Annotated in this window: 14 protein-coding genes, 1 pseudogene and 1 riboswitch; of the genes and pseudogenes, 7 read left to right on the top strand and 8 right to left on the bottom strand. The window is 58.6% G+C overall.

The window, feature by feature from the left end:
- Positions 1-84 precede the first annotated feature (84 nt).
- Together crcB and AS026_RS33865 are read right to left on the bottom strand one after the other, a co-directional pair.
- Entirely contained in the window at positions 85-459 is a 375-nt protein-coding gene (gene crcB / locus AS026_RS33870) for a fluoride efflux transporter CrcB (RefSeq protein ID WP_082728656.1), read from the bottom strand.
- Between the two features lie 30 nt (positions 460-489).
- A riboswitch (Fluoride riboswitch) is annotated at positions 490-550 on the bottom strand.
- A gap of 214 nt (positions 551-764) precedes the next feature.
- Positions 765-1,097: a sunset domain-containing protein gene (locus AS026_RS33865; protein WP_062375049.1), complete on the bottom strand. Its 333-nt coding sequence runs from the start codon at positions 1,095-1,097 to the stop codon at positions 765-767.
- Positions 1,098-1,555: 458 nt separating this feature from the next.
- On the opposite strand from AS026_RS33865, the gene AS026_RS33860 reads away from it, so the two are divergent.
- From AS026_RS33860 to AS026_RS33850, 3 genes are read left to right on the top strand one after another with little or no spacing between them, the layout of a single operon-like run.
- On the top strand, positions 1,556-3,322 hold the full coding sequence (locus AS026_RS33860) for a peptide ABC transporter substrate-binding protein (protein ID WP_245307714.1): 1,767 nt from the start codon (positions 1,556-1,558) through the stop codon (positions 3,320-3,322).
- A 17-nt stretch (positions 3,323-3,339) separates the two neighbouring features.
- On the top strand, positions 3,340-5,067 hold the full coding sequence (locus AS026_RS33855; RefSeq protein WP_245307712.1) for a peptide ABC transporter substrate-binding protein: 1,728 nt from the start codon (positions 3,340-3,342) through the stop codon (positions 5,065-5,067).
- Between the two features lie 18 nt (positions 5,068-5,085).
- Complete coding sequence (locus AS026_RS33850; protein ID WP_062375041.1) at positions 5,086-7,782, top strand: adenylate/guanylate cyclase domain-containing protein; 2,697 nt, start codon at positions 5,086-5,088, stop codon at positions 7,780-7,782.
- A gap of 403 nt (positions 7,783-8,185) precedes the next feature.
- Here AS026_RS33850 and AS026_RS33845 read toward each other — a convergent pair whose 3' ends face one another.
- The 4 genes from AS026_RS33845 to AS026_RS33830 all read right to left on the bottom strand — a co-directional run bounded on the left by AS026_RS33845 (position 8,186) and on the right by AS026_RS33830 (position 12,253).
- Entirely contained in the window at positions 8,186-8,551 is a 366-nt protein-coding gene (locus AS026_RS33845) for a DUF779 domain-containing protein (RefSeq protein ID WP_062375039.1), read from the bottom strand.
- Between the two features lie 63 nt (positions 8,552-8,614).
- Positions 8,615-10,132 carry an aldehyde dehydrogenase gene (adh, locus tag AS026_RS33840; RefSeq protein ID WP_062375036.1) on the bottom strand — a complete coding sequence of 506 codons (1,518 nt, stop codon included), beginning with the start codon at positions 10,130-10,132 and terminating at the stop codon, positions 8,615-8,617.
- Positions 10,133-10,269: 137 nt separating this feature from the next.
- On the bottom strand, positions 10,270-11,238 hold the full coding sequence (locus AS026_RS33835; RefSeq protein WP_062375034.1) for a helix-turn-helix domain-containing protein: 969 nt from the start codon (positions 11,236-11,238) through the stop codon (positions 10,270-10,272).
- Between the two features lie 241 nt (positions 11,239-11,479).
- Complete coding sequence (locus tag AS026_RS33830; protein WP_062375032.1) at positions 11,480-12,253, bottom strand: SOS response-associated peptidase; 774 nt, start codon at positions 12,251-12,253, stop codon at positions 11,480-11,482.
- Positions 12,254-12,844: 591 nt separating this feature from the next.
- Here AS026_RS33830 and AS026_RS33825 point away from each other — a divergent pair.
- Positions 12,845-13,639 carry a thermonuclease family protein gene (locus tag AS026_RS33825; RefSeq protein WP_062375029.1) on the top strand — a complete coding sequence of 265 codons (795 nt, stop codon included), beginning with the start codon at positions 12,845-12,847 and terminating at the stop codon, positions 13,637-13,639.
- 349 nt (positions 13,640-13,988) lie between these two features.
- Here the strand turns inward: AS026_RS33825 and dinB are convergent, their stop codons facing one another.
- Complete coding sequence (gene dinB / locus AS026_RS33820) at positions 13,989-15,089, bottom strand: DNA polymerase IV (RefSeq protein WP_062375027.1); 1,101 nt, start codon at positions 15,087-15,089, stop codon at positions 13,989-13,991.
- 458 nt (positions 15,090-15,547) lie between these two features.
- Here dinB and AS026_RS40760 point away from each other — a divergent pair.
- From AS026_RS40760 to AS026_RS33800, 3 genes and pseudogenes are all read left to right on the top strand, one after another.
- A pseudogene (locus AS026_RS40760) lies at positions 15,548-16,297 on the top strand (ImuA family protein).
- Positions 16,218-17,729 (top strand): Y-family DNA polymerase, encoded by a 1,512-nt coding sequence (locus tag AS026_RS33805; protein WP_062375019.1) that lies wholly within the window; start codon positions 16,218-16,220, stop codon positions 17,727-17,729. Before AS026_RS40760 ends, AS026_RS33805 begins: the two are co-directional and overlap by 80 nt.
- Positions 17,726-20,983 carry an error-prone DNA polymerase gene (locus AS026_RS33800; RefSeq protein WP_062375017.1) on the top strand — a complete coding sequence of 1,086 codons (3,258 nt, stop codon included), beginning with the start codon at positions 17,726-17,728 and terminating at the stop codon, positions 20,981-20,983. The genes AS026_RS33805 and AS026_RS33800 overlap by 4 nt, the downstream gene beginning before the upstream one ends.
- Before the next feature lie 30 nt (positions 20,984-21,013).
- On the opposite strand, the gene AS026_RS33795 is transcribed toward AS026_RS33800, so the two are convergent.
- A complete protein-coding gene (locus tag AS026_RS33795) occupies positions 21,014-22,792 on the bottom strand; it encodes an adenylate/guanylate cyclase domain-containing protein (protein WP_062375014.1) in 1,779 nt (592 codons plus the stop codon).
- Between the last annotated feature and the right edge of the window lie 658 nt (positions 22,793-23,450).

Raw genomic sequence — 23,450 nt, 5'->3', positions numbered from 1 at the left:
GCTCCACGCGCCAACACACGACGGATGCTTGACCGCTTTCGTTTTCCAGGCTCCAGAAGCGGCTGACGGCCCCAAAGCCGACCTTCATAGATGTCGCCGGATGACCATCATGGTCAGGATCAGAGCCATAAGCGATACGATGACACTTGCGACGACATACGCTGCAGCAGCCAAATGCTGGCCGCGCTCCCACAGCACAGCTGCATCAAGTGAGAATGTCGAGAACGTGGTGAAGCCACCAATGACTCCTGTGGTCAAAAACAACTTGGTGTCCTGCGACGTTAGGTTGGTCGTTGTGAAAACACCTACGACAATGCCCATGAGGGCAGAGCCCAGAACATTTATGCCGAGCGTTCCGTACGGAAAATTCGTCCCGAAGACACGAATTGAAAGCATGCCCACTGAGTAGCGAAGCATGCCGCCGAGCCCTGATCCGATAAACACGATGAAATATCCCACGCACGCCTCCTGCTCGCCCGAATGGGGCGTTGATCAGCAGGCGTCATCAGCAACAGCGCGGTTATAGGGAGACACCATTCCCGTATCGGCTTCTATGCCAGCAACGTGCTTCCAGATCAACATGGTCTACACGTGGCGCAAAGCCGTCACGACTGGAACGATGGTTTAACAGTGACAGCGCTGACGTTCATTTCTATAGGATCGATGGCTCCGCTTGCGAGTGAGAGAAACGCACCATTGGCGCGAAGACGCGGGGGTCGAGGTCAATTTCCAAGTAGCAACGAACGGTTTTTCACTCAGCGGGATTAGTATCCGGCCTTTCGCCAACCAGCTTCACGCGCTTCTTGCTCGGAACAGAACCAGCGCTCGCCATATTGCGGCGATATCTTTGTGGCCTCGTAATAGTGCTGGCCCGGCACGTGATAGATGCGGTCGCCAGATTCGATGCTGACGTTGCCCTTGATGTTGCAGGCCGTGCCTCGTTGCACGATCACTCCGTTGTCGATGATCATCGGCTGCGTCGGTGCAGCAAACGAACGCTGGATCGGAGCGGTCACAAATTTGGGCAACACGGCGTAGCCGCCGGTTCCCAGGAATGCCGCTGCCGAACTCAAAGCTACCACCATTGGAAACTTCATGTCTCACTCCTAAATTCTTCCAGAGTTTAACACGCTAGGGTTTATCTGTTCGTATGTCGGATTGCTAAAATGCGCGGTATTGGCGACGTGGTGTCTGGCGCGACCTGGGCATGGCGGTTGGAACGCCGGAACTCACGTCACGCATTGACCGCTCTCAGGCCCGTTGCAGACACTGCTCCCGGGGCCGCGCGTTTCGCAGAAGTCTTTGCCTGCCTCAGTTAGGATAAGGCGAAGCCTCTGTCAGCCTGGCAATCCTGTTCGTCGAGCAATGTCGAAAAGCGTCTAATTTCGACAAGCTTTAGGCTTTCTCGCTCTACCACCCTGGGTATTGCCAACTGTTCATGATGAGATCAACATGGCGTCTGCCGAGACGCATGGAAGGAATTTGATGGACTTCTAGGATACTGACGCGCAGCGGGTCCTGCCGCCGTCGGGCAATACCATCGTGGGGGAGTGCGATGCGGAGAGAAGCTCGGTGCCGGTTGCAACGCGGAGCGTTCCTGGAGACAGCGCGCTTCGTTCTGCCGACTATTCTCTTCCTGTCGATCTTGATTGTCCCACAACACGCCATGTCGGCCGACAAGACGTTGAAATTGCTGTTATGGCAGGCTCCAAGCACGCTCAATCCTCACTTGGCTCCGGGCATCAAGGACCAGACAGCCAGCCGGATCGTCTATGAGCCTCTTGCCAGCTTCGACCGCGAGGGACATCTCGTTCCCTTCCTTGCTGCGGACATTCCGACGCTCGAGAATGGCGGCGTGAGCGCCGACGGTCGTTCCGTCGTCTGGAAGCTCAAGCACGGTATCAAATGGTCCGACGGCCAGCCCTTCACGGCCAAGGATGTGCTGTTCACCTACAACTATATCACAAACCCGGATGTCGGCTCGGCGAGTGTCGGCTCTTACAAGGCAATCGACAAGGTCGATGCGGTCGACGACGACACCGTGCGGATCACGTTCAAGGACGTCAATCCGGCGTGGGCGCTGCCGTTTGTCGGCGTGCAGGGTATGATCCTGCCCGAGCATGTGTTTGCCCCCTACAACAACAAGGATGCGGTCACGGCACCGGTGAATCTGGCCCCCATAGGCACAGGCCCGTACCGGCTGAAGGCGTTTCAGACTGAGGATGTGCTTGTCATAGGTGAGGATGTCGTCAACACGGTGAAGGCCATCTTCGAGCGCAATCCGTATTATCGCAACGCGGATGAGCTGACCTTCGATGCGGTGACGCTCCAGGGCGGCGGCGACGCTTCGGTCGCGGCCAAGGCGGTGCTGAAGGAAGGCGTGGTCGACTATGCCTGGAACCTCCAGGTCGACGATGTCGTGCTAAAGGAGCTCGAAACGGACGGTGTCGGCAAGGCGACGGTCTCCTGGGGCTCCTATGTCGAGCGCATCATGCTGAACTTCACCGACCCCAACCGAGAAACCGCCGACGGGGAACGGTCGAGCCTGCAATATCCGCATCCCACATTGTCCGACAGCAATGTACGCGCTGCACTCGCACTTGCTATCGACCGACAGAAGATCGCGGCGCTCTATGGCCGCACGGGCCGTGCGACCAGCAACATTTTAGTCGCCCCGGAAATCTTCAATTCGCCGAATAGCGAATGGGCGTTCGATCCCGACAAAGCCAAGTCGATCCTCGAGTCGGCAGGGTGGAAAGACAGCGACGGCGACGGCGTGCGCGACAAGAACGGCGTGCCGCTGCGTTTCCTGTTTCAGACAACCGTCAATTCCGTTCGCCAGCAGACCCAGGAGATCGTCAAGGCAGACCTGGAGGCGATCGGGGTCAAGGTCGAAAACAAGATGATCGACTCCAGCATCTTTCTGGGCTCCGGGCCTGACAGCACCAACTCCCGGCGGCATTTCTACGCCGACATGGAAGAATATGCCTACGGCAACAAGAGCCCCGATCCCGGCAGCTATATGATCGGTTGGACCTGCGGCGAAGCGGCGCAAAAGGCCAATAACTGGTCCGGGTCAAACTGGGCCCGCTACTGCAACAAGGATTATGACACGCTCTATCGGGCGTCGGCCGTCGAGGTCGATCCGGCCAAGCGCCGGCAGATCTTCGTGAAGATGGACGATCTGCTCGTTTCGGATTTCGCGGCAATTCCTCTGGTTCACTGGGCCGATGTCAGCGGAATAAGCAACTCCCTTGAAGGCTTCGACCCGACACCTTGGGATTCCGAAACCTGGAACATCGCCGGTTGGCATCACAAATGACGGAGGCACGTGCAAACATGGGTAGAGCGCAACGCTTTTTCGTTCTGGTGATAGCCCTGCTGTTTGCGGTTGTCTCACACCCTGCCCATTCGGCTGATCGCACACTGAGACTCTTCTTCTGGCAGGCGCCCAGCATCCTCAACCCGCATCTCGCCCCCGGCGTGAAGGATCAGACTGCCAGCCGCGTTGTCTATGAACCGCTGGCGAGTTTCGACGCCGAGGGACATCTGGTTCCGTTTCTAGCTGAGGAAATTCCCTCCTTGACGAACGGCCAGGTCGCGGGCGACGGGCGGTCGGTCACCTGGAAGCTGAAGCCGAACGTCAAATGGTCGGACGGCGTCCCCTTCACCGCCAAGGACGTTGTGTTCACCTATGCCTACATCACCAATCCGGATGTGGGCTCCTCGAGTATCGGAACCTACAAGTCGGTCGACAAGGTCGAAGCACTCGACGACCTGACCGTCAAGGTAACGTTCAAGGATGTCGATCCCGCCTGGGCGCTCCCCTTCGTCGGTATACAGGGAACAATCCTGCCAGAGCATATATTTGCTCCCTACAACAACAAGGCCGCGGTTAACGCACCTCCCAACCTGGCCCCCGTCGGGACCGGGCCGTATCGCCTTAAGGAGTTCCGTACGGAGGACGTCCTGCTGATCGGCGACGACGTCGTCAACACCGTCAAGATCATCTACGAGCCCAATCCTGAATACCGGGACCGGGCGCGTTTGGGATTTGACGAAGTGACCTTGCAGGGTGGCGGCGACGCGAAGACGGCCGCCAAGGCCGTGCTCGGCACGGGCGTCGTCGACTACGCGTGGAACCTGCAGATCGGCGATGCCGAATTGCAGGAGCTTGAGGCGAAGCAGATAGGCAAGGTGGCGCTCTACTTTAGCTCCTACGTCGAGCGCCTCATGCTGAATTTCACCGACCCGAACCGTGAGACATCGGATGGCGAGCGCGCGAGCCTGCAGTTTCCCAACCCGATCCTTGCCGATGCCAAGGTGAGGCTCGCCTTGGCGAAAGCTGTCGACCGCAACAAGATCGCCGCGCTTTACGGGAGGACTGGACGGCCAACGGCAAACCTCCTGGTCGCCCCCGTTCTCTATAATTCTCCCAACACCACCTGGGAATTCGATCCCGACAAGGCTCGCGCGCTCTTGGACGAGGCAGGCTGGCGCGACACGAACGGCGACGGCATCCGCGACAGGAACGGCGTTCCCTTGACCCTTCTTTTCCAGACCTCGGTCAACCCGGTCCGGCAGAAGACCCAGGCGATCATCGGCGCCGATCTGGCGGCGATCGGCATCAGGGTCGAGGACAAGCAGATCGATTCGAGTGTCTTCTTCTCGCCTTCACCGGATATCCTTAATACCAGCCAGCATTTTTACGCGGATCTTGAGGAATTCGCGACTGGCAACAAGAGCCCCGATCCGGGAAGCTATATGGTCAAGTGGACCTGCGCGCAGGCCGCTCAGAAAAGCAACAACTGGTCGGGGCTGAACGAGTCCCGCTATTGCAGCGACAAGTACGATGCGCTGTTCCACGCATCGGAAACGGAGATCGATCCGGAAAAGCGGATTGGCCTGTTCGTGGCGATGAACGACCTGCTGATTGCTCACTCCGCGGTCATTCCCATTGTCGAGTGGGCAAACGTCCCCGGCCTTCGCAACGATATCGTCGGATTCAATCCCACGCCATGGGATTCCGAGACATGGAACATCGCGGACTGGCGGCGCAAGCCATGAGGGGCCGAAGCTGAAGGCATGGAGCACGAGGAGCCTGTGGTCGCAAGAAATCGCCCATTCTATGTCGCCCCACTGTATGCGCTCGTCCGCGCAGCTTCACCGGTTCTCAGAAACCTGAACATCGGCGGCAAGCTCACGGTCGGATTTGGCATTCTGGCGGCGCTGACGCTGCTCGTTGTCGGCTTGAACTATCTGGGCAGCCTCGATGCAGTCAGAAGCATCAACAGAACGACCAACCTGAGTGCCCCGAGCGCGGTCGCCTCGGCGCGGGCGCAAGCCGACTTGCTACGGATGCTGAGCGCCGTTCGCGGCTATCTTGCGCTCGGCGAGGAGAGCTACCGCGACGATTACGCTTCGGCGAAAACCGCATTTCTCGGGGACATGCAGTCGCTTGAACGTCTGCTCCAGGAGAGAACAGCTCCGCGGCCCGACCCGGCCGCAGACGTCGAACAGCGGATGGGGGAGCTCCACGAAAAGCTTGCCTCCTGGCAGCCGCTGACGGATCAGCTCTTCGAGTTACGCAATGACCAGCTTCGACGCGAACCCGCCCTCAAGCTGCTGGTGACGGATGCAAATCCGATGATCGCCACGATTGTCGGGACGGCAACGGCGCTGATCCTGGCGCAGCAGAAGCGAGACGCGACGCCCGAGAACATGGCCTATCTGGCCGACCTCGCGTCCTTCCAGAGCTCCTTCTATGCGATGGTCGCAGGGCTGCGGGGCTATGTGACCACCAGGCGAGACGGCTTCAAATACGAATACGAGGCTAACCTCACCATCAACGATGCGGCTTGGAAGAGCATCACCGACGCAACCGTCGCCCTGACGCCGAACCAGAAAATATTGATCGACAAGCTGTCGAAGACCCGGGCAGTCTTCCTGCAGTTTCCCGCGCAGATGTTTACAGCAGTCGAAGGCGAACACGCACGTGAGGATCTCTATATCTTCCGCACGCAGGCCGTCCCCCTTGCCGAAGGCATGCTTGGAATTCTGGACGAGATCGCCAATGAGGAGCAACAACGGCTGCAGGCGGATCTCGGTGGCGGCCGCGACCAGCTCCAGAAGGCCCAGCGCATTATCCTCCTAGGTGGTGTGGCCGCCGCCATTCTCGGCCTGATCCTGGGGCTGATCTTCCGGGAAAGCATCGCCGGGCCGATCCAGCGCTTGACGGGCGTTGCCGACCGGGTTCGCCAAGGCGATCTTGCCGCGCGCGCGAAGGTGGAATCGGGCGATGAGATCGGCACGCTGGCGACAACGTTCAACGACATGACGGCGCAGTTGGGCTCCAATCTCGGCGACCTCGAGAACCGCCGCAGGGAACAGGAGCAGCTGGCATTGCAGTTTCGCCGGCAGAGCGAATATCTGGGCGCCCTTCACGATACGTCGCTCGGCCTGATTGCGAGATTGGACCTGACCGGACTCCTGTCGGATTTGACGATGCGCGCCGCAGGTCTGCTCGGCACGCAACATGGATACGTCTATCTTGTCGACGAAGCCGGAGAAACGCTTCAGCGCATGGTCGGCGTCGGTGTCTATGCGGGACAGGCCGCGGGTCAGCAACTGGAGAGCAAGGAAGGCGTGGCGGGGACGGTCTGGCATACGCGCGAGGCGCTTGTGATCAACGAATACCAGACGTGGCCGGGGAGGGCGGCCGCCGCCGCCCAGCTCGATGTGACAATCAGGGCGATCATGGCCGTGCCACTCAAATCCGACAACAGGGTGGTCGGTGTCCTCGGCATCGCCTACGACGACGCCTCGGCCCTCGAGTTCGGCACCGAAGAGGTGGAGCTTCTCAAGCGTTTCGGGCAACTTGCCTCGATTGCGCTGGAAAACGCGCGGCTGCACACGGCCACGGAAGCTGCCAAGAGCGAAGCGGAGGAAGCGAGCAGACGGATCGGCGAGCAGAACCGGGCGCTGGAAGCGGTCTCGAGCAAGCTGTCGAAATATCTCTCGCCACAGGTCTTCGCCTCGATCTTCTCCGGTAAGCAGAACGTCGAGATTTCGTCCACCCGAAAGAAGCTGACCGTCTTCTTCTCAGACATCGCCGACTTCACGGCGACGACCGACAAGCTCGAGTCCGAAGAACTGACCGATCTGCTCAATCACTATCTGACCGAGATGGCGAAGCTGGCTCTCACGTACGGCGCGACAATCGACAAGTTCATCGGCGATGCAATCCTGGTGTTCTTCGGCGATCCCGAAACCAGGGGCACGAGGGAAGACGCTGTCGCCTGCGTCAGAATGGCGATCGCCATGCAGAACAGGATGCAGGAGTTGCGCGGGGAATGGGCAGGAGCCGGCTTTGCCCTGCCGTTCCATCTGCGCATCGGCATCAATACAGGCTATTGCACCGTGGGCAATTTCGGCAGCGAGGATCGGATGGACTATACCATCATCGGCGGCGAGGTGAACCTCGCTTCGAGACTGCAGAGCCATGCCGACCTCGGCGGCATATTGCTGGCGGGCGAGACCTACGCTTTGGTCAAGGACGAAATCGAGGCCGAGGAACTGCCTCCGTTAACCGTCAAGGGCTTCGCCTATCCCATCAAGACCTACCGTGTGATCGGCGCTCGAACCGCCCAAGAAGCGAAAAAGGATGTGTTTTCGAACAGGGAGGGCGACCTGCAGTGGGATATCGGCTCGGCACTGAAAGGCGCGGACCGCGACAAGGCGATCAAGGCACTCGAGCACTATCTGGCGACGCTGCGAAAATAGGATCCGCGCCGGCCGAAACCGCTCAGAAGCAATGCGAACAGAATGCCAACCGAACGAAACGCCGCCAATGCTCTGCTATTGCCTTCGACAGGCATTGGCGACGTTTCCGCCCATCTGGGCACATGCAGGCTATGGGACATTGCTAAAAAAGGAAAAGCAAACGCTCGCCATTCTTCCTGCAGCAGACGGTGTTCGCGCGCCAGTGTGGCAATTGTTCCACATCGACGTCGTCGATTGGCCAGCTCCTTCTTCAGGAACGACTTCAATCGAAACCTGCACGTGTGATCGCAAGGCCCTTGCACACCACTGTGTTGCTGCCGCCCCGCGGAAGCCTACCTGCCATTTGTCCGGTGATACCTTGATCCGGCTCGGCTGAAGCATCGCAATTCGGAGCCCGTGGTCTCTACGGAAGCGGTTGGGATGACACCTCGCAAATTGTGGAGCGGATCAGGAAGCGCTGCTCGCGGCCATTGTCGAGGGAGAACATCCCGCCCCGGCCCGGGACGACGTCGATGGTCAATTCAGTGTGCTTCCAGGCCTCGTATTGGGATGCGCTGATGTAGACCGGCGTGTCACCAATGGTGCCGAGAAGGACATCGCGATCGCCGACCATGAAATCATCGCGGGGATAACACATCGGCGAAGACCCGTCGCAACAGCCACCTGACTGGTGAAACAGGACCGGTCCATGGTCGGTGATGATTTCGTCCAGAAGCGTTATCGCCGCCGGCGTCGCGCTTACTCTTCCGAGATAGACTTTGTCCTGCATGGTGACCTCCGGGGATGGGGCGGTGTGGCCGAGATGGCCACACCGCATGCGCTTGGGAGGTTATCAGAAGAAGCCAAGCTTTTTCGGGCTGTAGCTCACCAACATGTTCTTCGTCTGCTGGTAGTGGTCGAGCATCATCTTATGGGTCTCGCGCCCGATGCCGGATTGTTTGTAGCCGCCGAAGGCGGCGTGCGCGGGATAGGCATGATAGCAATTGGTCCAGACGCGGCCTGCCTGGATTGCTCGGCCAAACCGATAGGCGCGCGTGCCGTCTCGGGTCCACACGCCGGCACCTAGGCCGTACAAGGTGTCGTTTGCGATTGAAAGGGCCTCGGCATCGTCCTTGAACGTTGCGACGGAAACCACCGGCCCGAATATCTCCTCCTGAAAGACGCGCATTTTGTTCGTGCCCCTGAAGACAGTCGGTTTGACGTAGAAACCGCCGGCAAGGTCTCCGGCGAGTTCGTTGCGCTCACCCCCGATCAAGACCTCAGCGCCTTCCTTCTTTCCGATGTCGAGGTAGGCGAGAATTTTCTCCAACTGCTCGCTGGAGGCCTGGGCTCCGATCATGGTCGCAGGGTCGAGCGGATCACCTTGAACAATCGCTTCGACCCTTTTCAATGCCCTTTCCATGAAGCGGTCATAAATCTTCTCGTGAACCAAGGCGCGGCTGGGGCACGTGCAGACCTCGCCCTGATTAAGGGCGAACATGACGAAGCCTTCAATTGCCTTATCGAAGAAATCGTCGTCTTCGTCTGCCACATCCGAGAAGAAGATGTTCGGGCTCTTCCCGCCGAGCTCCAGCGTGACGGGGATCAGGTTCTGCGAGGCGTACTGCATGATCAAGCGTCCGGTGGTCGTCTCCCCGGTAAACGCAATCTTGGCGATCCTCGGGTTCGAGGCGAGCGGCTTGCCTGCCTCGAGGCCAAATCCATTGACGATGTTGAGAACACCCGGCGGCAGGATGTCGCTGATCAGCTCGAGCAGCACATGGATCGATGCCGGCGTCTGTTCGGCAGGTTTGAGCACGACGCAATTGCCAGCAGCCAGTGCAGGTGCCAGCTTCCACACGGCCATCAGGATCGGAAAGTTCCAGGGAATGATCTGGCCGACAACCCCCAGGGGCTCGTGGAAATGGTAGGCGACCGTATCGTCGTCGATCTGGGCGATTGAACCTTCCTGTGCGCGGATGGCTCCGGCGAAGTAGCGGAAATGATCGATGGCGAGCGGGATGTCGGCCGCGGTGGACTCACGGATCGGCTTGCCGTTGTCCCAGGTTTCCGCGAGCGCCAGTGTGTTGAGGTTCTCTTCCATTTTATCGGCTATGCGGTTGAGCAGCCGTGCCCGCTCCGCCGCGCTGGTTTTGCCCCAGGCGTCTTTGGCGCCATGGGCCGCGTCAAGAGCGGCCTCGACATCCACCGCTTCCGAACGGGCGATCTCGCAAAGGACCCGGCCGTTGACCGGAGACGTGTTGTCGAAGTACCTGCCTGATTTCGCGGGCGTCCACTTGCCGCCGATGAAATTGTCGTACTTCTTGGCAAACGGCACCTTGGCCGTGCGATGGAATTCGACCTTGTTCATGCTTTCCTCCCAAAACGCGCCGCCCTGCGCGACGCCTTGTGGGAGTGTTTTTCGCTTTCGACGGAATGTCAGCCCGCGCGCGGCAGTTCGGCAGGCCACAGTGTCTCAAGGTTGAGACACTGTGGCCTGCAAAATTCCTATTGAGCGCCCCGCAGACCAAATTTGCCGAGCTTTCGGTAAAGCGTGGCCCGTGAAATCCCGAGGATTTCGGCCGCCGCCGTTACATTGCCGCCGGTATTGGCGAGCGTGCGCTCCAGGACGGTGCGCTCGGCCTGCCGCAAATTTCCGGCATAGCCAGGTTCATCCCCCAGAAGATCAGCGGCTGGAAGGGACCGCATCAGCGATTCCGACGTGATTCCGAATGCGATGCGCGCAGATCGGGTCGCGCCGATCACCAAATCATTGCTGTCGACGGCGAGAAGAGGGTTTGGCATCTTTTCGTTTGTCGAAGCGACAATAATGCGTGCTTCAGGAAAGGCGATACGGAAGTTCTCCGCCTCGATCCTTCGCGCCGCGTCGCGAACGGCCATTGTGATTAAATTGACGAAGCCCTCCGTCAAATCCGCGCGGCAAGAGGACACGTCCAACGCGGCGGCGAGCTTGCCCTCGTGATCGAAAATCGGCGCGGTCGTGCAGGACAGAAGCGTATTGCGGGAGTAAAAATGTTGATCTCGGTGGATGGTCACAGCGCGCTTCTCTACCAAGCACGTGCCGATTCCGTTTGTCCCCTCGCTTTCTTCGCTCCAGACAGTTCCCGTCCAAAGCCCCCATTCCCTGAATGTCTCGTCGTCGGCGACGGCGCCACGCCGCTCAACCGGGATGCCGTCGCGGTCGGCGAGAAGAACACAGCAGCCAATGCCCCCAACCGCATGGTACAGTCGATCAAGGCTAATGCAGGCAGCCCGGATCAGCGGTTCGATTTTCTGGCGAGCAAAGCGCAACTCCAAATCCGTCAGTCGTTTCGGTCGATTGCTCTCGGTCGGGTCGAGCCGGTGAAGGTCTGCCGATCTGCACCAGGATGCGACAAGTGCGGACCTGGCCGCAGCGTTCGAGCCGATCGCCTCTTGGATTAAGTTGGCATGCCGCGCAAATGCTGATGCACTCATCTGCTCCTCCCAGTGCGTTAGTATCCTCGTCGGCCTTGTGTTGCCGACGACAACTTATCGCGATCAATGTCCGCGTGTCCGTTCCCTAGCGCACGGATCAGATTGGTATTCCTGCTCCATTTTCGGCGCGGGACAATTAGACGTTGGTTCTACTTCCGAATCTGCCTTGCGCAGCACCTGCATATGAGAGGCGCTCCAACACTTTATGAAGTGGTCACTGTCTCCCGCGATCAGAGATCTTCTAAAGCACCATCGGTTCGGGAAGCGGCTCGCCGGCCTTGGTTACAATCGTGGACCCGTAGGGCTCCCGTGACGTGATCACGATGCGGTCGTTTGGCAGCGGCCGAGCCAGGTGTCTGGCTTCCTCCCAGTGTGCACGCATCCAGATTTCAATCTCCTCAGCAGTCTGCAGAAGGACCGGCATCGCCTTCTCGTGCACATTCCGGACGATGTCGTTCGGCTCCGTTGTCAGAATTGCGTAGAGATCATCAGTCGTCAGCCCATCCTTGACCTTGCGGACGCTCTTCCATTGCTTCACCCAGAGGCCAGCGAAGAACATGACCGCCTTGTCGGGTCTTGCAGAAAACCACGCGTTTGGAGTCCTGCCGCCTTCTTCCTTGCTCGCCGGGTCTGGCTCAGCAAAGGCCGTCACGGGCACGAGACATCGGCATTCAACGCCGAACCATCGCTTCCAATGGGGTAAAGTCAAGTTACGAATGTTGGTAACGCCGCTGTCCGGCTCCATCCGTAGGAGTTCGTCCATGTCCACTGGAAGGCCCTTTTTACGAAGCTTTTCAGCGCGGGTTTCGGCTGCCTTCCTCTGCAAGTAGATCGGAGAGGGCAGGCCCCATCGGCAGTTCGCGAGCTGTTTCCTACCGTCGGAGGTGTTTCGGATGACGGGTGCCCATTGATCCGGGTTGATCTGATAGGCGGGCATCAGGTTGATCAGGCTCTCAACGTCCTGCGCCCATTTGTTGACCCAGTCGCGATCATCCATGCGGTAGAGATTACACATGCCGTAGTCGCCTCCCTTTTCTGGGGACCGAAGGTCAGCCATTTGGCTCGGACTTTCAAGGCACCACGAAGCGGCTAGGCGTCGAAACGAAGTTGTGTCGGACAAAGTGTCCGGTCATTAAGGCGCTGAACTCAGCGAAACGGAACGACCAATGGAGGAACAGCGCGGAGGTACCGGCGCGGTTTGCTGCAAGTATCCACATTTGCATGGCAGCGTTGCACAAAAAATGTTTTCCAATTGGTCAAAAAATGATCATAACGGTGGCAGCTGATGCATATAGCGGCTTCTCCTCCCAGTTCCGCGCAGCAGCTGTTCCCCTCTGGAGGTTTTCGACCTTCACAACTTATGGGCCACGGTATTCTTGCGTGGCCCCTTTTTTCCTTTCCGATTTGATGAGCGCGATGAAACTCCACTCGAGGGAGGCGTCAGGGCCTTTCCAGCCTGCGTAGCAAGAGGGGCCAAATTCGTTCAGCGTCCGCATTGTGGTTGGACGCGCGCTGCTTACACGTGACTGACTATAAGTCGATCTGCCGCTGAAAGCATCCCTTAGCTGTTTGCGGGCTAAACTCCATCAATCGGCATTGGTGAACGATGGAAACAGCAACCAATCTCAAAAGAGACATCGAGATCGCACTACGCGACCGTCATCTCAATGACTGGCAGCGGAGATTCCTGACCGATATTCTGACGCGCATTGACTGCAGTGGTGACAGGTTCACTCTTACTGACAAGCAGTGGAGAAAGGTCTTCGAGATTCTTGCAGATCGCTCAAACGTGGCCCAATTTCAGTTTCGGGAGACGTTGCCCCGTCATCCTCGCTCGCCGAAGTACCCTCGCTCGAAGTTTGCCAAGCGGCGTTCGCATCGACTGACTTGGAACGACAGACGATTTCTGACGGCAATTGTGGTCCTCGCGTTGATTGCAAGCCTTCAGTTTTTTTCTGGCAGCGAGTTTGCTGCGGTGAGTTCGCCGTCCTCATCGACCAGGACCGAATTTGTTTCGTCGACGTTTTCGGTCACCGATGGCGATACAATTCATGTAGAAGGCGAGAGCAACGGCACACGGCTCGTTGGATATAACGCGCCCGAGGTCTTCAGCCCCCGTTGTACGTTTGAGAAGGAACTCGGCGACCGTGCAACGGACCGCCTGAAGGAACTCGTCGCAGCCGGACCGGTCGAGCTTACGAGGGTTTCCTGCGCGTGCGAGCCCGGGACTGAAGGAACGGATCGATGCAATTACGGCCGCTCCTGCGCCGTTCTCTATGCTGGTGGACGGAATGTCAGCAACATCTTGGTGGGCGAGGGGCTCGCTGTACCCTTCGTCTGTAGTGAAACGAGGTGCCCACAGACGCCGCGACCGTGGTGTGGACGACGAGCCAGGCGCTAGACGATTTTAAATCGATTTTAAAAAGTTGAGCGGAAGAACTAATCGATTTTAATTTTATTATTAAACATTTCATGTTGCGGAGCGAAAGAAACCAAGTCCTAAATGGCGCCCGAAACGTGCCGTACGGAGGAACTTGGATGACTTTTTCGTTTCCGCTTACCGAGAAGCGTAATGTTGTGGAATTGCTGAAACACCTTGCCCAGCATAAGCTTAGCTACCCGGGGAACTGCGTTGTGACGGTGAAACCGCACGTCGCCCACGTACAGTCGATGAATTCGTTCGCGTTGGGTACGGCTCGTACCGCGTGGTAGCGATGCGGGAGCGAAACTGATTGTCAAGCCGCTGCCCATCATAGACGCAGGGCCAGCTGTTCAACGCACGTGTCGGCCAGATGCTCGAGCGAGGAGATTGTCACGCCGAGCAGCCGTATTCCCTTCCTGATAGGAAAGACGGCTCCCAGCAGCACGCAAATGGATTCCTCGATTTCCTCTTTCGATCGGAAACCATGGCCAATCGTCCTTGCGCGGGTGATCTGCATGAAGTCGGCGTACTTAACCTTGAGCGTGACGGTCTTGCCGGTAATCCGATTTGCCTCGCAGTAGTGCCAGACCTTCGCAATCAGGGGCTTCAATCCTTCCAGGGCAGGCTCGTAGGTGTGAATATCCACAGTGAACGTGTCTTCCGCTCCGATAGATTTTCGGACCCTGTTTGGCTTTACCTGACGATCATCGATCCCACGTGCGATGCCGTAAAAATACGGCCCGGACTTGCCGAAATGCCGAACCAGAAACTCGAGATCCCTCTCTCTTAGATCGGCTCCAGTTTCGATACCGAAACGATGCATCTTCTCCGCAGTCGCCGGGCCGACGCCGTGAAACTTCTTGACAGGCAGCGCCGCCACAAAAGCTGGTCCGTTCTTCGGCGTGATGACCGCCTGGCCATTTGGTTTGTTGAGGTCACTCGCCATCTTGGCCAGGAACTTGTTGTAGGAGATTCCCGCCGATGCGTTGAGGTTGGTTGCCGCCTTGATCTTCGCCCGGATTTCAAGCGCGATCTCGGTCGCGATCTCCATGCCCTTCAGGTTCTCGGTGACATCAAGATAGGCTTCGTCGAGCGACAGCGGTTCGATCATTGGGGTGTATTCGGCGAAGATTTCCCTGATCTGAGCTGATACAGCCTTGTAGACGTCAAAGCGCGGCTTCACGAAAATCAGGTCGGGGCATTTGCGCTTTGCCGTCACTGAAGGCATTGCAGAATGGACGCCGAACTTACGGGCCTCGTAGCTGGCCGCCGCCACCACGCCGCGCGCCTCGGAACCACCGACTGCGACGGGACGACCGCGAAGGTCAGGGTTGTCGCGCTGCTCGACGGACGCATAAAAGGCGTCCATGTCGATGTGGATGATCTTGCGTGGGCGCTCGATTGACAGATTTGCAGCGGGATCACTCATCGGGCGTCTCTGTAGTACGCACCAGGCAAGGAAACCGGGCCTGACAACGGTCGATGCCATCCACGCCATTCATTCGCGAACAGCCAACGGCAAGCCGCCGCCGGAGCTGCCGGAAGGACAGGCTCGCTCCATATTGTCTGACGAGGGCCTTCCGGTCGAGATCGGTCGCTCTCTCACACGCAGCGCAGTCGAGGGTGACGACAGAGCCTCGGTAATCTCGCAGCGTTGGTTCATCGCAGAAATTTTTTCTCATCCGGAAGATATTGCACGCCCTGTCGACCAGCGTTTGCTAGCGCATTGAATTCCCTCATGGATCGTCGCGCCGCGCTTCTGTGGATGGCTTGTTGGTTCAAAATCCACCTGAAACGCGCCCGTTGACTCAAAATCCGGAAGGGAACAAATGTAGAACATACTCGCTTTTGAACGAGATGGAACCCTTGAATTGACGAAGGCTACAGATGGCGCAACGAGGCGCAAATCCTGTCATCACCGAACTTCGGGAGCGTATCGCGCACCTCGAAGGTGGCTTAGTGCGTCGCAATCAGGTTCTGCCGTTCGGTGTTCACGAGATCGATGAGCACCTGCCTGGAGGCGGACTGTCCTTCGGTGCGTTGCATGAGTTCGCTGGCGGAGGATCGGGCACCGTCCGACGGCGCGGCAGCCGCTTTGTTTGCCGCCGGGATAGCCGCGCGTACCAAGGGCAAGGTCATCTGGTGCCTGACGAGGCCGGACCTCTTTCCGGCTTTGGCTCAGGCTGGCCTTCAGCCAGACCGCGTCGTCTTCGTCGAGGCGACAAGGAGGAAGACGTGCTTGCTTCCATGGAGGAGACCCTTTCGTTCGGCGGTCTCGGAGCGGTCGGCCGAACTTGTCCGATTGCCGATGACAGCCTCCCGCAGGCTGCAGCTTTCCGCCGAAAAACGGGAACCATGGGTCCGGTCGTTCGACGCTGGCGGCGACAGGCGGAGGCCTCCGACCTCGGCCAACCGTCCGCGTCAGCGACCAGGTGGCGTGTGAGCGTCGTGCCGTCGGAGGAGCTTCCGGTTCGGGGTGTGGCAAGGCCGAGATGGTTTCCGGAACTGATGCGGGTGAAGGCGGGTGAGTGCGCTGAGTTTTTCGTAGGAGCGTGTGATGTCCAGGGTCGTATCCATCTATCTGCCGGAGTTGGCGACGGATCGAATACGTCGCAACGACCCTTCTATTCCCGTTGAGCAACCCGTTGCCGTAATCGCAAAGAGCGGCCCAAAGCGATGGGTCTCGGCGGCCGACGCCGCAGCAAAGAAAGCGGGAGTCCGTGTTGGGATGGCGGCGGCAAAAGCCCAGGCCATCTTCAGGGGCTTGATGCTGATCGACGCCGATCCGGCGGCCGACGCAGCAGCTCTCTCAAGGATCACGCTTTGGGCACTCAGCCAGTATTCCCCGATCGTCGCCGTTGATGAGCCCGATGGCATTGTTATGGACACGGAAGGTGCTGACCATCTTCAGGGTGGGGAGCTGCCGATGTTGACCGGAATAGCCAACCGGTTCCATGGGAAAGGACTGACAGCGCGGGTTGCTGTGGCCGACACTTGGGGAGCGGCACACGCTTGTGCTCGCGCGATCCGAACGCGGACGGTCATAGTTCCAATTGGACAGACGGTCGGGGCCGTCGAACACCTTCCTCTTTCATTGCTCAGGCTTCCGGCCAAGATCGTTAGCGATCTCAATATTCTCGGTTTCAAGTCGATTGGGGAGTTATCAGCAACACCCCGAGCACCGCTGACCCTTCGCTTCGGTCCGGAACTTGGACGTCGCCTGGATCAGATTTTTGATCGGGTCGCCGAGCCGATTGATCCGATCCGGGTACCTGAGCTGATAGAGGTCAGCAGGGTCTTTGCCGAGCCGATCGGTGCCGCAGAAACCATTAACAAATATGTTGCTCGGCTCGTTGTGCAGCTCGTCGCCGAACTGGAGCGCAAGGGTCTTGGCGTGCGGCGAACCGATCTCATTGTTGAGAAAGTTGACGGTACACGCCAGGCAATCCGTGCAGGAACCGCCAAACCTGCTCGCGACGTTGCCTGGCTGTCGAAGCTCTTTCGAGATCGTATTGAAAGAATCGAACCGGGGTTCGGAATCGAAAAGATGACATTGGCGGCGGTTATGACGCAGCCGCTTGAAGGGGAGCAGCGAGCCTCTGACCTGATAGAGGAGCAGGACGATGACATCACGCCGCTGATCGACGTGTTTGGCAATAGAGGGCAACGGGTCTACCGGGTTGCGCCGTTCGCCTCAGATGTTCCCGAGCGCAGTGTACTGCGGATCGCGGCTGCCGCTCCAGATGTCGAGGAAACGTGGGCGCACCACTGGCCCCGGCCTGTGCGATTGCTCGCCCGCCCAGACCAGATCGAAGTTATCGCACTCCTGCCTGATCATCCGCCTGCGAGTATCACTTGGCGTGGCAAACGACGAAAGGTCAAACGCGCTGATGGTCCTGAACGCGTTTTCGGCGAGTGGTGGAAGCGCGACAGTGAACTAGAGGCAGTGCGCGACTACTTTGTTGTCGAGGACGAAGGCGGCGAGCGTTTTTGGGTATTCAGGTCGGGTGACGGGGTCGACTCCGAGACAGGATCCCATCGATGGTTCATGCACGGAATATTCGGATGAGATACGCCGAGCTCCAAGTCACGACCCATTTCAGTTTCCTGCGTGGCGCAAGCAGCGCCGACGAGCTGTTTGCCACCGCAAAGACACTTGGCATCGAGGCGATCGGCGTTGCTGACCGCAACAGCCTTGCCGGGATTGTCCGGGCACTCGAGGCATCGCGCGCGACAGGCTTGCGCCTTGTTGTCGGATGTCGGCTCGACCTGCAGGACGGGATGTCGATCCTTGTCTATCCAACCAATCGCAACGCGTACTCGCGGCTGACCAGGCTGCTCACACTTGGCAAGAGCCGAGGCGGAAAGGGCAAGTGCATCCTGGGGCTCGATGATGTCGTTGCTTATTCAGAAGGACTTTTGGCCATCCTGTTACCCGATCTGCCGGACGCGAACTGCGCTGCCCAGCTTCGCAAGGTGGCAGAGGTATTCGGCAATCGGGCCTATGTGTCTCTCTGCCTGAGGCGCCGACCGAACGACCAGATGCGGCTTCACGAGATTTCGAAGATGGCTGCGCGTCACCGTGTGAAAACCGTCGTCACCAATGATGTCCTGTTCCACGAGCCCGGCCGCCGCCAGTTGCAGGATGTCGTCACTTGCATTCGCAAAAACACCACGATCGATGAGATCGGCTTCGAGCGCGAACGGCATGCTGACAGATACCTCAAGCCGCCCGAGGAGATGGAGCGCCTGTTCCCACGCTACCGCGAGGCGCTGGCGCGGACGATGGAGATCGTCGAACGCTGCGGGTTTTCTCTTGAAGAGCTGAGCTACCAATATCCCGAAGAAGCGGTCGTAATGGGCATGGACGCGCAGCAGTCGCTCGAGCATTACGTCCGCGAATGCATCCCAATCCGATATCCGGAAGGCTTGCCCCAGAAGGTCCTCAGGGCCATAAAACACGAACTGGACCTGATCCGCACGATGAAGTACGCGCCGTACTTTCTGACAGTGTTCAGCATCGTTCGTTTCGCGCGCTCAAAGGGTATTCTTTGTCAGGGCAGGGGATCGGCGGCAAATTCGGCCGTCTGCTACATTCTGGGGATCACCTCGATCGATCCCGAGACCAACGATCTCCTGTTCGAGCGTTTTGTGAGCCAGGAGCGCGACGAACCGCCAGATATCGACGTCGACTTCGAACACGAGCGTCGCGAGGAGATCATCCAGTGGATTTACACGACCTACGGTCACGACAAGGCAGCCCTCTGTTCGACCGTAACGCGGTACCGAGCCAAGGGCGCAATCCGCGACGTCGGCAAGGCGCTCGGGTTGCCGGAGGATATCATCAAGGCGCTATCGGCAGGCATGTGGTCTTGGTCGGATGAACTGGCAAGCGACCGGAGCCTGCGGGAACAGGGCCTTAATCCTGAGGACCGGCGGCTTGCTCTGACGCTCAAGCTCGCCCAGCAACTGATGGGCGCGCCCCGTCATCTCGGTCAGCATCCGGGCGGCTTCGTGCTGACCCATGACCGACTCGACGATCTCGTTCCCATCGAGCCGGCATCCATGGCCGACCGTCAGGTGATCGAATGGGACAAGGACGACATAGAGGCTCTAAAGTTCATGAAAGTCGATGTTCTGGCGCTCGGCATGCTGACCTGCATGTCCAAGGCCTTCGATCTGCTTCGCGAGCACAAAGGCGAGGACCTCGACCTCGCGGGAATCCCCCAGGAAGACAAGGCCACCTATGCGATGATCCGCAAGGCGGACACACTCGGAACATTCCAGATCGAGTCACGTGCACAGATGGCCATGCTTCCGCGCATGAAGCCGAGGACCTTCTACGATCTTGTCATCCAAGTGGCTATCGTCCGCCCGGGTCCGATTCAGGGCGACATGGTCCATCCCTACCTCCGACGCCGAGAGGGCAAGGAGCCTGTCGAGTACCCGACACCGGAACTGGAAGCCGTTCTCGGAAAGACGCTGGGGGTGCCACTCTTCCAGGAGTCAGCCATGAAGGTGGCGATGGTCTGCGCTGGCTTTACCGGCGGCGAAGCCGACCAGCTTCGCAAGTCGATGGCCACATTCAAGTTCACCGGCGGCGTCAGTCGCTTCAAGGAGAAGCTGGTCTCGGGGATGATCAAGAATGGATACTCGGCCGAGTTTGCGGAGAAGACGTTCAGCCAGCTCGAAGGATTCGGTTCATACGGCTTCCCGGAAAGCCATGCTGCCTCCTTCGCGCTGATCGCCTATGCCTCGAACTATGTGAAGCGCCATTTCCCCGACGTCTTCTGCACCGCTCTGCTGAACTCGCAGCCGATGGGCTTCTACGCGCCTGCCCAGATCGTCCAGGATGCGCGTGCCCATGGAATTGAAGTCCGGCCCGTCTGCATCAACCAGTCGCGCTGGGATTGTACACTCGAGCGTATCGAAAGAACCAATCGCCACGCGGTCCGCCTCGGAATGCGCTTGGTGAAGGGACTGGCCGTAGCCGATTCTGCCCGGATCGTCGCCGCCAGGATGAACGCATCCTTCGAAACGGTCGACGATGTTTGGCGGCGATCGCATGTCCCAACGGAAGCGCTTGTACAACTTGCCGAAGCCGATGCCTTCCTGCCGTCGCTGAAGCTCCAGCGCCGGGATGCGATCTGGGCCATCAAGGCCCTGCGTGACGAACCTCTTCCTCTGTTCGCCGCCGCTTCCGAACGTGAAGCACGTGCGATCACCGAGCAGCAGGAGCCTGAGGTCGCACTCCGACAGATGACCGCGGGTCATAACGTTGTCGCAGATTACAGTCATGTCGGACTAACACTGCGCGACCATCCGATTGCCTTCCTCAGAAAGGAGCTGGCGGCACGCCGCATCGTCACGTGTGCCGAAGCCATGAACGCTCGTGACGGTCGATGGTTGATGACGGCAGGTCTCGTCCTTGTAAGACAAAAGCCTGGCTCGGCGAAAGGCGTGATGTTCATCACCATCGAGGATGAAACTGGGCCGGCCAATCTCGTCGTCTGGCCAAGCCTGTTCGAACGCCGGCGTCGGATCGTCCTCGGATCGTCGATGATGGCGATAAACGGTCGCGTTCAGCGCGAGGGAGAGGTCGCACATCTTGTCGCGCAGCAGCTTTTCGACCTGTCCGGTGAATTAGGCGAGCTGACTGATCGCGATCTGGACTTCAAGTTGCCGACAGGTAGGGGCGATGAATTTGCGCATGGTTCGCCAGGCAGCCCAGACTCACGTGATGGGGCGGCCAAGCCGAGGGACATTTTCGTCCCGGACCTGCATATCGATACCTTGAGGGTGAAGGCGAGGAACTTTCATTGATGGCATGGCAGCGGGTTCGCGTTTCGCCCCTCACGCGGGTAGACCCGCAAGCCTCAATCCTTGGCGCAGCCGATCAACGTCCTTTTCTTCTCTGAGGTATGAGACATCTACAAGCCAGTTTACATAGTCAACCGGACCCGCGGTCGCATCTCCGCACCATCGCCTGTTGACAGCATCGAGGAAGACCCGGCCGCATTTCTCTGCATCCTCGATCCGGTTGAGGTAAGCGTAGGCGGCCGCGCGCCACGCCATGTCTCGCGGCTCCCTTTCCGGCGTGGCGAATGTTCGCTGTTCGAGAAGGACGACCGCTTCGCCGTATCGCTCCGTTTGGAAGAGGAGGCGGGATTTATAATAGTTGTACCAACTGGGATATAATGGGTTCAGTCGATACGCGATCTCCGCACCGGCCAAGCCCTCCTCAGCCCGCCCAATCGCTCCTTGCATCCATGCCCACATTATCAGGATGGTAGCATCGTTGGGGTTCATCGACTTCGCCAGGCCAAGATGATGTTCAGCTCGTTTGAAGTCTCGCCACGTCAAGCAAATGTATCCCAGTGTGGACTGAACCCGCGGATCGCTCGGATCGAGGGCGAAAGCGATCTCGGCTGAACGCAGCGCTTTGATCCTGTTCTCATCCTCTTGTCTTGGAATGCCAATAGCACCGTCCGACGCGCGGTTGAGGTATATGTAGGCAAGGCCTGTATGGGCTCTGGCAAACGTCGGATCAATTTTAGCGGCGCGCTCAAAAAGCGCCTCCGCGCGTTCCTGCGCTCCTGGCCTGAAGTCGTCAGAGAGGCGGTTGCCCTGCAGAAAGAGATCATATGCCCGCATGTCTTCCGGTCGCCGGCGTCGTGACGTCAATTCGTTGTCGTCTATGACGCGTTGTGCGACCATGGCGACGATGCTCTGCGCAATCTCCTCCTGAGTGGAAAAAATATCGTCAAGGGATCGGTCATATCGATCCGCCCATAGGTGCGTCCCGCTCGCTGTCTCGACGAGCTGGACCGTAATTCGAACACGGTTACCAGCGCGCCTTACACTCCCCTCTACGACATAGCCCGCGCTGAGCGTCCTGCCGACCTCGCGCAAATCGAGCATTCGGCCGCGTAGCGCAAATGACGAGGTTCTCGCTATCACCATAAGCTCGGTGAACCGTGCCAATTCCGTGATGATGTCTTCAGTTATTCCGTCGCTGAAGTAAGCCTGCTCCGGATCACCGGACATGTTCTCAAATGGAAGTACGGCAATCGCAGGCCCCGTCGATTTTGGAATTTCGGTTGAAGCGTAGGCAGACCCGGTGAGTGGCAAATGGTATGCCTTGATCGGCCGCGCGATGTTCTTGAGGTGCTGCTCACCAGCGTAGTCGAAATTCGCGTCAACCTTTCCAGCGAGCTGTTCGTAGGCTGCCCCCGAAATCAGAAGATCACCCGGATGGCACAACTGCTCCAGTCGGGCCGCAACGTTGACACCATCCCCGAGCAGGTCGTCACCGTCCACCACGACATCACCGAGATTGATGCCTATGCGAAGGATGATCCTGTTTGCGGAACCGGCCGGCTCCTGTTCATTCGCCAGTGTGTTCTGGATCGCGATTGCGCACGAGACAGCCTCAACCACCGAGCTGAACTCGGCGATCAGCCCATCGCCCATCAATTTGACCAGCCGGCCGGCATGTCTTGCAATCAGTGGACGAAACACCGAGGTCTGTAAATTTATCAGAACCGCAAGCGTATTGCGTTCATCGGCTTCGACAAGTCGTGAAAAACCGACGACATCGGCAACTAGGATTGCGGCTAGCCTTCGCTCCAAAGCTTCCCCTCCATTCCCCCGACAGTCGGCCCAGTCAGCTCCCGGCCGGATACCCGCATAGAAAAGCACAGGTCCAAGGCCGGGTTAAGCGAGAATTCCGATGCCGCTCGTTCGTGGCTAACGAGACTCATATTACGCCGAATGCTGCGACAATGCGCTTTTCGTTCCGCGAAGAAGCAGCGTCCCGGGTCACCGCGTTGACCCCATCAGCGGCGCAACGCTACGCGCGGCCTGGTAAGGTGATGGAGGCTGTCGTCAGAATTTTCTCTATAGATCCACCCGGGAGGATCGATCGGGACTTCGGCTATGGCCGCCGGTCGTGCAATGCAGGATTTGCAAAGCTCACCAATCCCAGACGCTGGGCCGAGCCTGTGTTAGTCATTTCTAAATAGAATGCGACTAATGTATCCGCATGCGCGGCTTACTCTTCCTGTTCGGTATCCTGGCTTGCTCGTGGGCGATAGATCGGATCGCATTCGGGGGGCAATACAGTCATGTAGCTTGGCGTGAAGCGACAGACCAGGCCAATTTCTTCCGCCATCGCGTCGAATATTTGATTAAGGGCATTATACCCCTCTCTCGACGGTGATCACCCCGACCTGCCCGTCGCACCCGCGATGGGGTCGTTTATCTCCTTTGAATTCATCGAAGCGAACTT

Origin of the sequence: Rhizobium altiplani (assembly GCF_001542405.1) — a bacterium.
Lineage (GTDB): Bacteria > Pseudomonadota > Alphaproteobacteria > Rhizobiales > Rhizobiaceae > Rhizobium > Rhizobium altiplani.
This window is presented reverse-complemented; position numbering and strand designations above follow the sequence as displayed.